This window comes from Rickettsia sp. Tenjiku01 (genome assembly GCF_001653015.1).
GTDB lineage: Bacteria > Pseudomonadota > Alphaproteobacteria > Rickettsiales > Rickettsiaceae > Rickettsia > Rickettsia rickettsii.
The window spans coordinates 24,086-36,246 of sequence record NZ_BCMR01000017.1 but is presented as its reverse complement, the minus strand read 5'-3'; the positions used below and the strand labels follow the sequence as shown (position 1 = coordinate 36,246).

The following is a 12,161-nucleotide window of genomic DNA, read 5'->3' as shown; positions in this document are numbered from 1 at the left end:
ATATTAATTATTTTTTATAAATATCTTGCATTGAATATAAAGCAGAAGGTTTATCTTGTAGCCAAATAGCGGCTTTAATTGCACCAATAGAAAAAGAATTTTTATTCAGAGCTTCGTGTTTTAAGGTGATTATTTCATCGTCACCTAGGAAAGATATTTCATGTATACCGTGAACATTTCCACCACGAAGTGAGGAAATACCTATTTCTTTTTCGCTTCTTGGTCTATTACCACGATTAAATGTTATATTTAATCCTTTTTTGCTGGCAATTGTTTCAGCAAGCATAACAGCAGTTCCTGAGGGTGAATCTTTTTTATTACGGTGATGCGTTTCTAGAATTTCAACATCGTAATCATCTAGTATTTTTGTTACTTCTTTAGCTAGATAGCTAAGCAAATTAGCTCCTATACTCATATTTGCAGAATATAAAACAGGTAAAGTTTGAGCTGCTTTTTCTAAAAGCTTAAAATGTTGAGGTTGGAGACCTGTGGTTCCGATTACTAATTTTGTATTATGTTTTAATGCATAATTAATTAATTTTTCTAATATTTCAGGGGTAGAAAAATCGATGATCACATCAGAATTTTTACAAAAATTATCTAAATCATCTAAATTATTAGTACTATTAAATTTTGCTGCAATTTTGCAATCTTTAAATTTATCTATTCTCTCTAGAATGGTTTCTCCCATTTTACCGGTAGAACCACTAAGACCGATATTTAACATATTGGCAATGTATACTCCTAATAAATGAACAGTCAGTAGACGAAGTTTAATTTGGACAAGAGCAAGGCGTCTAAAGTCCTTGGATCGTAGTGTATACTTAATATAGTTCGAACCGCAGATCTTATTAGACGACGCCAATTTTTCAAATTAAACTAGGTTCTGTGAATATTTCTAATTGATTGGCTATTTTGAGGTATTTTTTAGCGAAAATTAATAAGATGTTTGCTGGAATAGTTACTTATATTTCAAAAAATCTTATAATTTGCAGCAAAAAATAACCAAAATTAAATCTTTGTATACGATTTATGAAAATATAATAGAGGCTTTAAATCATTTTTAATAGCGGTATTTATTACTTCACCGATAAATATAACATGATCACCGGCATCGTAAGAAGCATATTTATTACACTCTATATGATAAGTTGCACCGTGTATTAAAGGGCAATCAGTTTTATTACCAAGCTCATAATCAATTTTTGTAAATTTATTAGATTGTGATTTAGCAAAATGTTTTGAGATATCAATTTGATTCTCTGCTAAAATACTAATTGCAAACTTATCACTTTTTTGAAAACTGTTTATACTAAAAGAGTTTTTATTAAGGCAAAATAATATTAACGGCGGTTTTAAAGATACGGAAGTAAGAGAACTAGCAGTAAAGCCAAAAAGTTCGTTATTGCAATTTGTTGTTATAATAGTCACTCCCTGAGGGAATCGGCTCATAGCATCTTTAAATTGACTTTCTGTTACTGTCCCAGCCATTTTTTCATAATTTTGTTAATGGTTCCGTCTTTTTTTAATGAATCGATTGCCTCATTAATTTCATTAATTAGTCCTGAGTTTTTAGACATGCCTATAGCAAAATCGGATGAAAATTCTTCTAAAGTACTGCTTTCTAAATTTGAATTATTTTCTTTTAATTTTTTGCCTTGAAATTCCTCAGAAATAATAGCATCTATGACTCTGGCTTTTAATTCTTCAACCAACATTAAATGATTTGCTAAAGAATGAACTTTAATATTTATCGTCTGTGATAGATCGTGTGCTTTTTTTTCTAAAACACTACCGAGCTGTACCCCTACTATTTTATTTTCTAGATCTTTGCTATTTTGTATATTATCACCTGTTCTATATATTATGGCAAATCTTGCGGTAGCATAATTATCAGAAAAGCTGATATATTCAGCACGCTCCGGTGTTACGGAAAGCTCCGCCACCGCAACATCAATATTTTCACTAACCAAAGCTGCAAGTAAACCGTTAAAGTCGAAGTTTTTTATGATAACTTTTTTATTTAGACGTTCGCTTATTGCTTTGATAATATCAATATCAATCCCAACAATCTCTCCGTCTTGGATAAATTCATAAGGAGGATTATCTGCGGCAGTACCGACTATTAAAGTTTTTTCCGTTTCTTTTTTTTCACAAGAAACTAGTAAGCAAGATAGTAAAAATATTTTCAGAAATTTCATAAAAATAATGTTTTAAGTTTGAGTATGTTCTGTGTCATCCTACGAGGCATTGCCCTTGTTGTACGGATATCAAATCGTCATTGCGAGGAAAATTACGTAGTAATTGACGAAGCAATCTCAGGATATTTGGCGAGATTGCCATGTAGCCTACGGCTACTCGCAATGACAGGAAAATCTATCCACGCGGGCAATATCTTCAAAGGAATAGCATCAAGAACTCAATTTCTCCTTTAAAAGCTGATTCACAAGCGTCGGATTAGCCTTACCGCCGGTTTTTTTCATTACCTGCCCTACAAAGAAACCGAATAATTTATCCTTACCACTTCTATAATCCTCTACTGATTCAGGATGTTCAGCTATTACCTCGTCAATTACCGTGTTTAGCACGTTATTATCCGAAACTTGTACAAGTCCTTTTTCTTCTACTATTTTATCAGGTGCTTTACCGGTTTCAAACATAATTTCAAAAACGGTTTTTGCAATTTTACCGGAAATAGTATCATTTTCTATTAATTTTACCAGTTTTGCAAAGTTACTAGGGGTAATTTTGCATTCATTTATTCCTATCGATGCTTTATTTAATTGGCCAAATAATTCACTAGTTAGCCAATTAGTAAGCATTTTAGGGTTACATTCATTTGCTGCTTTCTCAAAATACTCAGCAACCGATTCATCGGCTACTATTACTTCGGCATCATATTTACTTAAGCTAAATTCCTTCGTATATTTTTCAATCTTTTGATCAGGTAGCTCAGGTAAATTTGCTTTTAGCTCATTTATTAACTCATCAGAAATAACAAGCGGTAATAAATCGGGATCAGGAAAATATCTATAATCAAGTGCTTCTTCTTTTAAACGCATAGTTCTTGTTTCGCCGCTATCGGCATTAAATAGGCGTGTTTCTTGAATTATTTCTTCACCGCTTTCAAGCAAGTCAACTTGTCTTTTAGCTTCAAATTCTATTGCTTTAATGATGTTACGAATTGAATTAATATTTTTAATTTCGCATCTTGTGCCGAGTGGTTCACCGCTACGTCTTACTGAAATATTAGCATCGCAACGCATCGAGCCTTTTTCCATATCACCGTCACAGCTGCCAATATAACGTAACAAATTTCTTAGCTTTTTTACAAATTCAGCTGCTTCTTCCGGTGATGATATATCAGGTTCGGTCACAATTTCCATAAGTCCAATACCGGCACGATTCAAATCGATAAAGCTGTAATGTGGTGATTGATCATGCATAGATTTACCCGCATCTTGTTCTAAATGCAAACGGTTAATACGAATAGTTTTAAGATCGCCGGTACTAGTCGGTATTTCCATAGTGCCGTTTTGTACTATAGGATAGTAAAATTGCGAAATTTGGTAACCTTGCGGCAGATCGGCATAAAAATAATTTTTACGGTCAAATACCGAATATTTATTTATTTTAGCTTTAAGCCCAAGCCCTGTTTTAATTGCTTGGTGTACACAATGCTTATTTAATACCGGTAACATCCCGGGCATTGCTGCATCAACATAGGAAACCTGCGAATTTGGATTTGCTGCAAAAATAGTACTACTTCCTGAAAAAAGCTTAGATTTTGAGGAAATTTGAGCATGGATTTCAAGCCCTATTACATATTCCCATTTCCCCGTATTACCTTCAATATATGCCATAATTAAAAACCCTTTGGTTCAAATTTAATATGTTTTACACCTGACTCAATTGTCGATGCTACTTTCAAAACATTATATTCGTCTAATTGTTTACCTATAATCTGTATCCCAAGAGGTAAACCGCGTGCCGATAATCCAGCAGGAACCGATGCACAAGGTAAACCGGCTAAACTTGCAGGAATAGTAAATAAATCGTTTAAATACATAATAGTCGGATCATTTTGTTTTTCACCAATCTTAAAAGCTGCAGTCGGGGCAGCCGGTAATAAAATGGCATCAACTTTTGCAAAAGCATTATTAAAATCGTTTGCAACTAAACGACGTACTTTTTGAGCTTTTAGATAATATGCATCCATACCACTAGATGATAGCACATATGTTCCAATCATAATACGACGTTTTACTTCCTCCCCAAATCCGGTTGATCTAGTCATTGCATACATTTCGTCAAGCGTCATATTTTCACGTTCTACTCGAAGACCGTATCTAACGCCGTCATATCTAGATAAATTTGAAGAAGCTTCAGCCGGTGCTATTACGTAATAAACAGCAACACCGTATTTAGCATGCGGCAAAGTAATATCAACTATTTCAGCACCGGCATTTTTAAGTAGTTCTATGGTATCCTGCCACATTTTCATAATATCAGGTTCAATAATACTGCCCTCACCAAGGCTAAGAGGTACGCCTATCTTCATATTTTTCATAGAACTTCCGATAGCGGATTGTAGCTCTGGAACTTCTGCTTTAATCGAAGTAGAATCTTTTTCGTCAAACCCCATCATCGCTTCAAGCATAATGCTACTGTCTAAAACGCTTCTAGTAAATATTCCTGCTTGATCAAGGGAGCTAGCAAACGATATCATTCCGTATCTTGAGCAACGACCATATGTCGGTTTAAAACCGACTAAACCCGTAAAGCTTGCAGGTTGACGTACCGAGCCGCCCGTATCGCTACCAAGAGCAGCAGATGCCATAAATCCGCTAACTGCCGCAGCTGAACCGCCTGAAGAACCGCCTGGAACTAAATCAGCATTATCATCATTTGCTTTCCAAGGGCTAATTACATTTCCAAAACAACTAGTGATATTTGCTGAACCCATAGCAAACTCATCCATGTTGGTTTTGCCGAGCATCACACCGCCCTTATCAAAAATATTTTGTGTAACACTTGATTCATAATTAGGTATAAAATTTTTCAGTATATTAGAACATGCCGTAGTTCTAATTCCTTTTGTGCAGAAAAGATCTTTAGCGGCAAACGGGATACCCTCAAGGGTTCTTGCGTTATTTTGAGCATAATTTTGATCGGCTGCTTCAGCCTGTTTTAAAGCTAAGTCAAAAGTTTCGGTAACATAAGCATTTAGGTTTCTATGCTTCTCTATTTGTTTAATATGTGCACCTATTAATTCCGTACTTGTAAAATCTTTATTTTTTAGACCTTTTATACTGTCTGCTACTGTTAGTTTGTTTAGTTCCGTCATAATTATTCAACAACCTTTGGAGTGATAAAATATTTTACTTCTTTAGCCAGCTGAGCACTATTTCCACTTACATTATCAAATAACTCAATTGATAAATCAGAACTTGTAACAGCGTCCTCTCGCATTCTAGCATTCATATTACAAACCGAAGTTAAAGGCTCTATATCTTTGCAATCTATTTCATTTAAAATATCGATCATATCCATAATAGTACTAAGCTGAGTAAAAAATTTTTCTACAGTATCTTCTTCAAATTTTAATCTAGCTAATTTTGCTATTTTCTGTGCTTCTTCTTTTGTTATCATAGTTTTATTATTTTGAGTGGTATAGTCTGATGTTATTCCTGTGAATGCTTGCCTGTGTGTAACGGTATTTCTGTCATCCTGCGACTTGTGAGCTAGATCCTGGATACAGCCTGTGATACAAGGTTCTATAGCCGATTTTATTGCATGACTCCTTTATTTTATTAAGGCAACAAAGCTAATTAGTTATTTTTTCTAAAATTATCTTATTATCAAAACCACCATTAACTTTCTTTTTTTGTTTTTTAATTTTTAATATATCTTTTAGTTTATAGCCATTAATATTACAGATTGTTTCAAGTATTTCTAATATATCGGCAACTTCCCCATATACTCATCTTGTAAAATTTCCTCTACTTCTTCTAGTAGTTTATTTTTTAATAATTCTTTATACTCATATGACTCAGTAATATGAGTAACTGGTATCCTGTCTGATTTTAAGATAATTTCTGGAATTAAATCTCTAACTAATTTTGTCATTTTATTTTGTCAGTATAGATTCAATTTATGTCATTCTCGCTTAGCATTGTTGCATGGATCGATTTTTCTGGATTGCCACGTCGCTTTTCTCCTCGTAAGTGTTGCGTGGATCAATTCCACTGCTGTCATCCCGCGACTTGATTGCGGGATCTAGTTAAAAATAAAATTATTAGTATTTTTTATTGTTTTTATAGACCCTGTGATCAAGCCACAGGGTGACACAGTGGATTTTACCGGTCCACGCAACAATGCCTCCTCGCAATGATGATTTAGTATCCACGCAACAAATCTAAAGCAGGAATGACATAGAAAATCAAACAGTCATTATTTCTTGTTCTTTTTGTTTTATTACCGAGTCAACTTTACTACTATAATCATCGGTTAGCTTTTGTACTTGTTCAGATAAGCTATGATGCTCATCTTTTGCGATAACGTTATCCTTTTCTAGCTTTTTAAGTGCTTCATTGCCATCTCTTCTAATATTACGTAATGAAATTTTAGTATCTTCACCGTATTTATGAGCAAGTTTTACCAGTTCTTTACGTCTTTCTTCAGTTAAAGCCGGTATCGGCAGTCTGATTAATTGACCGTCCGTTGCAGGAGTTAAGCCAAGATTTGCTATCGTAATTCCTTTCTCTACCGATGATACCATAGCTTTATCCCAAACCTGCACGTTAATTGTGCGTGCATCAGGGGTGGATAGAGACGCAACTTGTGAAAGCGGCATTTTACTCCCGTAAGCTTCCACAGTTACGCTATCAAGTAAATTCACTGAAGCTCTACCGGTACGTAGCCCTTTAAGCTCATGATCTAAAACTTTTAGAGCTTTCTCCATCTTTTCTTGTAAGTTTTGCTTTAAATTATCTTTATCCATCTTTATTTATCCATATATTATTAGTACACGAATTGAGACATTGTTATATGTATTAGGAAATGCCCCAGATGTAATTCCCGCGTAGATTGGTTTTTCCGTCATTGCAAGGAAAAACTATAAGTTTTGACGAAGCAATCTAGTAAAAAATTCTGATCTACAGAATTTTTTATTATTTTTTCTAGATTGCCACGCAGCCTACGGCTGCTTGCAATGACGATTTAGTCTCTACGCAACAACACCTATGCGGGCATGACATAAAAATCATACAACAATTCACACTACAATATATTATTCCTCAATTGTCGTATATTCCCCTTTATCTTGTATTACTCTAGCAAAATTTCCCTGTTCTTTTATCGAAAATACCCTTATAGGTAATTTATTTTCTCTTGCAACTGCAATAGCTGCCGTATCCATGACTTGCAGGTTATTAGTTATAACATCTTTATAGCTAATAGTGAAATATTTTTTAGCATCCGGATTTTTTTTAGGGTCGAAATCATATACACCGTCAACCTGAGTTGCTTTTAATAAAATATCGCAATTCATTTCGATTGCGCGAAGTACTGCGGCACTATCGGTTGTACAAAACGGGTTACCCGTACCGCCGGCAAAAATTACTACACGCTTTTTTTCCATATGTCTTTTAGCTTTGCGGCGAATATAAGGTTCGCACACGCTCATCATAGGAATAGCCGATAGAACTCTTGTATAGATATTGAGGCTTTCCATAACGTTTTGTAAAGTTAAAGCATTAATCACCGTTGCAAGCATACCTATATAATCCGCTGAAGCTCGGTCCATACCGACAAGTGCTGCATTAATCCCGCGGTAAATATTTCCACCGCCGACTACAATAGCGACTTCTACTCCTAAATCGATAACTTCTTTAATATCGATGGCAATCTTTTTTATTACGTCATATTCATGCCCAAATTGCTTATCTCCCATTAAAGCTTCCCCTGACACTTTAAGTAAAACTTTTTTATACTTTAGAGCGTTTATATCTGATATCATTTTCTGCTTCAAGTTGTTTTTAATATTTGCTTAATTTTTTTAATCATTATACCTCTTTGTAGGTCGGTAATCGATGATTTATTGAGTACATGCACTAATAACATATTATTATTTATATCAAGTGTTACTGTACCTGGAGTTAGAGTAATCGAATTACCATAAATTATTTCACCTATTTCTTCTAGCCCTTCTGCGTCAACCCATTCAAAAATCGGCTCTATTCCTATCTTTCTTTGCCAAATTATTTTAATAACCGCGAAAGCCGATTTCCATATTTCTAATAATAACCAAGGAAAATATAATATAAATTTAATTTTAGTGAGCATTAACATTTTCGGTTAATTTGATATTTGAAGTAAAAGGTATTAGTAGCATTATAAATACAAATAACAGCCCTATCATATTAAATATATTATTTATTGCAATTACAAAAGCATCATGATTTAATTTGTTTGCTAATAACAAATATGATGCTTTTTCGGGATTTAAAACTTTTCCGCTTAATAATTCAGTATAAGAATCTAGTTGTTCTAATGCCATTATAGAAGTAGACGAGATATTTTCCGATAAATATTGCATAAAGGTTTTAGTATCATTAGTAAGTATAGTACTGATTATTGCAAGCCCTACCGCTCCTCCTAAATTACGAGTAAGATTATAAAGCCCGCTAGCGTTACCTACTCTTTCTTTCGGCATATTGCCAAGAGCTATATTATTAGTCGGTATAAAACAAAACATTAATGAAAGCCCTCTAACAAATTGAGGAAGCACAAATGCAGCAAATTTAGAATCAGGCGTTAGAAAACTATTCAAATGACATCCAAGAGCAAACCCTCCAAGCCCTATAATAAGCATCAGGCGTAAATCTACCCCTAACCCTAACATTCTACCGGCGAGTGGTGCAGATAAAAATTGTGCTCCGCCCGTCACCATCATAGTAGCCCCGATTTGTAATGTATCATATCCGGCAATAGTAAAGAGAAATAGCGGTAATATATATACTGTCCCGTATAATCCGATACCTATAACGAACGAATAAAGGCAACCAAAAGTAAAGTCTTTATAAAGAAATGTTTTTAAGTCTAAAATTGGATTAATAAAGGTTAGTTCTCTAATGATTAATAAAATAAAACCTAAAACTACTGTAATACTTAAGAATAATATTAAATTATCCTCAAGCCAACCTTTTTTGCTTCCTTCTTCTAACACATACTGTAATAAGCCAAGCGTTAAAGGCATTAATAATATACCGAGAAAATCAAAATTTTTCAGTAATTTATAATTTGGTTTATCAAAATCCCCATATAAAAAAACTACCGTGCATACGAAAATACCGGGTATGACGTTTAATAAAAACATAAAATGCCATGATAAAATCTCCGTAATATATCCACCGAGTGTAGGTCCTAAAGTAGGGGCAACAGTTACGACAAGTCCAATTAAGATAGTAACGATAGGACGTTGCGATGCAGGAAAAAGTATAAAAACGGTACTAAAGACCGTCGGTATCATAGCACCGCCAAAAAAGCCTTGTAATGCTCTAAAGATAATCATGGATTCAATATTAGTTGCAAGCGAACATAATACGCTCATAACCGTAAACCCTAAAGCTGCAATAAAATAAGAAATTCTAGTAGTAAGTAACCTTGCTAAAAAGCCGGTAATAGGAATAATGATAACTTCAGCTATTAAGTACGATGTTTGAACCCAAGAAAGTTCATCGCTTGAAGCGGCAAGACCGGCAGCTATTACGGATAATGAGCTAGTGACAATTTGAATATCAAGTACCGACATAAACATGCCGACAACCATACCAAAAAAAGCAAATAATTGCTTTTTAGAAAGAGCAGGCGGTTGTAAATTATCATTTGACATAATTAAATTATACAGTTTAAATTAAATAAAGTTAATAAATGACATATATGTTTAAAATAAAAAATCAGCGTACAACTTATTAATTTTTAATTAAACTATTTATTAAGATATAAGTAGACAAGACATAATATATATATGGTAATCATTTTATTTATATTTAGCAAATAATAAATATGTGATTGATTTATTAAAAATATTTACTATAATATTAATTAACTATAATTGATTTATCAATATGCAAAACCCAGCACAAAAAGTTATATCTTTTTCAGAGCATAAATCTGATATAGAACGCATAAAGAAATCAATAGAAGAGGGGTGGGCGATAGTAAAGCTAGTACCTAATAACGACCGTTTTATCGGACTTTTAGAAAAGATTTCGCATGCTGAAGATGGAACAATCTATATTCCTCCAAGAAAAAAGATAATAGTTAATTAACACAAATAGCGAATTATTACATAATCTGCTATTCAGCTTAAGAGAAGTTGAATATAAAAGGTGACAATTGGCTTTCACTTTTTATATAAAGCTAAGTGTATATATTATTTTTTAACAACAACTTATAATTATTTACAAAATATAATGGAATTACCTAAAAAAGGTAATTTTGTTTTACCCCATGCTTAAAAAGACCTTATTGTCATTTCCGTGTAGCATTGGTGTTGTTGCATGGATTAATTTCACCCTGTCATCCTAGCTCATTTGTAGCGAGATCCAGTTTAAAATACTCAGGTGACCTTGCGGTTAATAAAGTGCATTACCGCAGTTGCTGCAACCTGGCCTATATTTATTGGCTCAGGGAATCACGAATGGCGTCATATTCTCTTGTTACCGTCCTGCTCTAAACGACTGTAAGCACTTAGCAATATCCCGTTATTAGAATTTAAAGTTGGAGTAACGCTCCCCGGCTATTTTATTTTCTATCTTCTGCCCTAAACCAGATAGTGCGTTGTTATTTACAGCATTTACTGCAAGTTCCGTTACTTTCTCTATCGCTATCATCTGCGCCAGCTGTACTCCCGATGCTTTCGCTAGCTCTATGATGGTCTTAAAAAAGTTTCCCACTTCAATCTTTCAAGCATTTTGATAGTTCAATACTCATAGGTCTTATTGGTAAAGGTTTATTTTCTGCTATAGCTTGCTGATGTTCATTGCTTCCCAGCATCTGTAATCTTCATCTTGTCTTTTCATTAAATCAAATTGGGCAAGGTAGGTATTTAGCTTTTCTTGAGCCTTTGTCACTTCTCCATCTTTAGCGTGTAAAAATTCTATTAAATGCGGGACATCTTCTGGCAATAGTCTGATTACACATTTGTATATAAGTTACTATCAATAACCAACCTAAATTATACCCTCTTTAGAATATTTAGGATAATGTATATATTTTTCATCATCCATAAAAACATAATCGAAATATTCTCTAATATTTCTCCAGTATCATATAATGCGCCTAAATGAAAATGATATTGTTGATAATGTTTTAACATTACTTCTAAAAATTCACCTAAATTTTCTAAGGTTATATCTTCTACTGCTTTAAATTCTGCAGAATCAAAGAAATATACATCTATATATTCTTGAAGTGTTTTGCTGATATATGCATCTTCTTCATTTATTTTTGTATACCATAATTTATCTGTCATTGTTTATTTTATTTTGTTATTCTAATAATTTATACCGCTTCAAGGTTTCATTAAAGTTTTTATTACTTTATTTGCATATTTTTGTTGTGATTAGGTTATTTTTTAAAACAGCATCTCTCTCTATTTTGATATGTCCTTACATGAGCTACATTACCACTTGTATTATCAAATATTACAAACTGGTCATTTTTTATATCAATAGCAATAAGTTTTTCAGTATCATTACTTATTTTATAAGCATGTTTTAAAACCGCTTTAGGTTCTTTAGATGCTGGACTTTTTGACCACTTGAATTGAGGGTGATAATAAATGATTAGTATTTTAAGTTATTTTGTTGGATATCGTGGTCAAGCCACGGTATGACACGAATGCGTTTTTCTATACATTTAGTATATCAGGTTCTACTACGCCTATCACAAATAGGGCTATAGTTTTATTTAGAAGATGGTGCCAATGTGGGGATTTGAACCCCAGACCTACGCATTACGAATGCGCCGCTCTACCAGCTGAGCTACATCGGCTGAAATATGATTATATTATGCTGAGATATATGGATTCCTACGAGACATGTTTCGTCATTGCGAGCGACGACTGACAAGGAGCGTGGCAATCCAATAAAAAT

General features: G+C 33.6%; 12 protein-coding genes, 1 tRNA gene and 2 pseudogenes. 1 reads left to right on the top strand and 14 read right to left on the bottom strand.

Annotated elements, in window-relative coordinates; genetic code table 11:
- Window positions 1-7: 7 nt before the first annotated feature.
- The 11 genes from dapB to TENJIKU01_RS05070 all read right to left on the bottom strand — a co-directional run bounded on the left by dapB (window position 8) and on the right by TENJIKU01_RS05070 (window position 9,895).
- Window positions 8-727: a 4-hydroxy-tetrahydrodipicolinate reductase gene (gene dapB, locus TENJIKU01_RS05115; protein ID WP_064429442.1), complete on the bottom strand. Its 720-nt coding sequence runs from the start codon at window positions 725-727 to the stop codon at window positions 8-10.
- 284 nt (window positions 728-1,011) lie between these two features.
- Window positions 1,012-1,491, bottom strand: a complete 480-nt coding sequence (locus TENJIKU01_RS05110; protein ID WP_064429441.1) for a flavin reductase family protein — start codon at window positions 1,489-1,491, stop codon at window positions 1,012-1,014.
- Window positions 1,476-2,201, bottom strand: a complete 726-nt coding sequence (locus TENJIKU01_RS05105) for an ABC transporter substrate-binding protein (protein WP_010976861.1) — start codon at window positions 2,199-2,201, stop codon at window positions 1,476-1,478. Before TENJIKU01_RS05105 ends, TENJIKU01_RS05110 begins: the two co-directional genes overlap by 16 nt.
- Window positions 2,202-2,411: 210 nt before the next feature.
- Window positions 2,412-3,863, bottom strand: coding sequence for an Asp-tRNA(Asn)/Glu-tRNA(Gln) amidotransferase subunit GatB (gene gatB / locus TENJIKU01_RS05100; RefSeq protein WP_064429440.1), 1,452 nt, complete (start codon window positions 3,861-3,863; stop codon window positions 2,412-2,414).
- Between the two features lie 2 nt (window positions 3,864-3,865).
- Window positions 3,866-5,347, bottom strand: coding sequence for an Asp-tRNA(Asn)/Glu-tRNA(Gln) amidotransferase subunit GatA (gene gatA, locus TENJIKU01_RS05095; RefSeq protein ID WP_064429439.1), 1,482 nt, complete (start codon window positions 5,345-5,347; stop codon window positions 3,866-3,868).
- A 2-nt stretch (window positions 5,348-5,349) separates the two neighbouring features.
- Complete coding sequence (gene gatC / locus TENJIKU01_RS05090; RefSeq protein ID WP_064429438.1) at window positions 5,350-5,652, bottom strand: Asp-tRNA(Asn)/Glu-tRNA(Gln) amidotransferase subunit GatC; 303 nt, start codon at window positions 5,650-5,652, stop codon at window positions 5,350-5,352.
- A 303-nt stretch (window positions 5,653-5,955) separates the two neighbouring features.
- Window positions 5,956-6,129 carry a hypothetical protein gene (locus tag TENJIKU01_RS08960; protein ID WP_172795048.1) on the bottom strand — a complete coding sequence of 58 codons (174 nt, stop codon included), beginning with the start codon at window positions 6,127-6,129 and terminating at the stop codon, window positions 5,956-5,958.
- A 313-nt stretch (window positions 6,130-6,442) separates the two neighbouring features.
- The gene (frr, locus tag TENJIKU01_RS05085; protein ID WP_064429437.1) at window positions 6,443-7,003 is read right to left on the bottom strand and encodes a ribosome recycling factor; all 561 of its coding nucleotides are present in this window, start codon (window positions 7,001-7,003) and stop codon (window positions 6,443-6,445) included.
- A 288-nt stretch (window positions 7,004-7,291) separates the two neighbouring features.
- Window positions 7,292-8,020 carry a UMP kinase gene (gene pyrH, locus TENJIKU01_RS05080; protein ID WP_064429436.1) on the bottom strand — a complete coding sequence of 243 codons (729 nt, stop codon included), beginning with the start codon at window positions 8,018-8,020 and terminating at the stop codon, window positions 7,292-7,294.
- Window positions 8,021-8,028: 8 nt separating this feature from the next.
- A complete protein-coding gene (locus TENJIKU01_RS05075; protein WP_064429435.1) occupies window positions 8,029-8,352 on the bottom strand; it encodes a monovalent cation/H+ antiporter subunit E in 324 nt (107 codons plus the stop codon).
- On the bottom strand, window positions 8,336-9,895 hold the full coding sequence (locus TENJIKU01_RS05070) for a DHA2 family efflux MFS transporter permease subunit (protein WP_064429434.1): 1,560 nt from the start codon (window positions 9,893-9,895) through the stop codon (window positions 8,336-8,338). Before TENJIKU01_RS05070 ends, TENJIKU01_RS05075 begins: the two co-directional genes overlap by 17 nt.
- 235 nt (window positions 9,896-10,130) lie before the next feature.
- Here TENJIKU01_RS05070 and TENJIKU01_RS05065 point away from each other — a divergent pair, with 235 nt between their 5' ends.
- Window positions 10,131-10,334 (top strand): DUF2674 domain-containing protein, encoded by a 204-nt coding sequence (locus TENJIKU01_RS05065; RefSeq protein ID WP_064429433.1) that lies wholly within the window; start codon window positions 10,131-10,133, stop codon window positions 10,332-10,334.
- A 377-nt stretch (window positions 10,335-10,711) separates the two neighbouring features.
- Here the strand turns inward: TENJIKU01_RS05065 and TENJIKU01_RS05060 are convergent.
- The 3 genes and pseudogenes from TENJIKU01_RS05060 to TENJIKU01_RS05050 all read right to left on the bottom strand — a co-directional run bounded on the left by TENJIKU01_RS05060 (window position 10,712) and on the right by TENJIKU01_RS05050 (window position 12,060).
- Window positions 10,712-10,898 (bottom strand): annotated as a pseudogene (locus TENJIKU01_RS05060) (hypothetical protein).
- A 64-nt stretch (window positions 10,899-10,962) separates the two neighbouring features.
- Window positions 10,963-11,539: pseudogene (locus tag TENJIKU01_RS10730) on the bottom strand (hypothetical protein).
- A 445-nt stretch (window positions 11,540-11,984) separates the two neighbouring features.
- A tRNA-Thr gene (locus TENJIKU01_RS05050) sits at window positions 11,985-12,060 on the bottom strand.
- Window positions 12,061-12,161: the final 101 nt, after the last annotated feature.

Bases quoted from the DNA above. Each gene is read 5' to 3' on its own strand.
- dapB (WP_064429442.1), bottom strand. From the start codon at position 727: ATGTTAAATATCGGTCTTAGTGGTTCTACCGGTAAAATGGGAGAAACC.
- TENJIKU01_RS05110 (WP_064429441.1), bottom strand. From the start codon at position 1,491: ATGGCTGGGACAGTAACAGAAAGTCAATTTAAAGATGCTATGAGCCGA.
- TENJIKU01_RS05105 (WP_010976861.1), bottom strand. From the start codon at position 2,201: ATGAAATTTCTGAAAATATTTTTACTATCTTGCTTACTAGTTTCTTGT.
- gatB (WP_064429440.1), bottom strand. From the start codon at position 3,863: ATGGCATATATTGAAGGTAATACGGGGAAATGGGAATATGTAATAGGG.
- gatA (WP_064429439.1), bottom strand. From the start codon at position 5,347: ATGACGGAACTAAACAAACTAACAGTAGCAGACAGTATAAAAGGTCTA.
- gatC (WP_064429438.1), bottom strand. From the start codon at position 5,652: ATGATAACAAAAGAAGAAGCACAGAAAATAGCAAAATTAGCTAGATTA.
- TENJIKU01_RS08960 (WP_172795048.1), bottom strand. From the start codon at position 6,129: ATGACAAAATTAGTTAGAGATTTAATTCCAGAAATTATCTTAAAATCA.
- frr (WP_064429437.1), bottom strand. From the start codon at position 7,003: ATGGATAAAGATAATTTAAAGCAAAACTTACAAGAAAAGATGGAGAAA.
- pyrH (WP_064429436.1), bottom strand. From the start codon at position 8,020: ATGATATCAGATATAAACGCTCTAAAGTATAAAAAAGTTTTACTTAAA.
- TENJIKU01_RS05075 (WP_064429435.1), bottom strand. From the start codon at position 8,352: ATGTTAATGCTCACTAAAATTAAATTTATATTATATTTTCCTTGGTTA.
- TENJIKU01_RS05070 (WP_064429434.1), bottom strand. From the start codon at position 9,895: ATGTCAAATGATAATTTACAACCGCCTGCTCTTTCTAAAAAGCAATTA.
- TENJIKU01_RS05065 (WP_064429433.1), top strand. From the start codon at position 10,131: ATGCAAAACCCAGCACAAAAAGTTATATCTTTTTCAGAGCATAAATCT.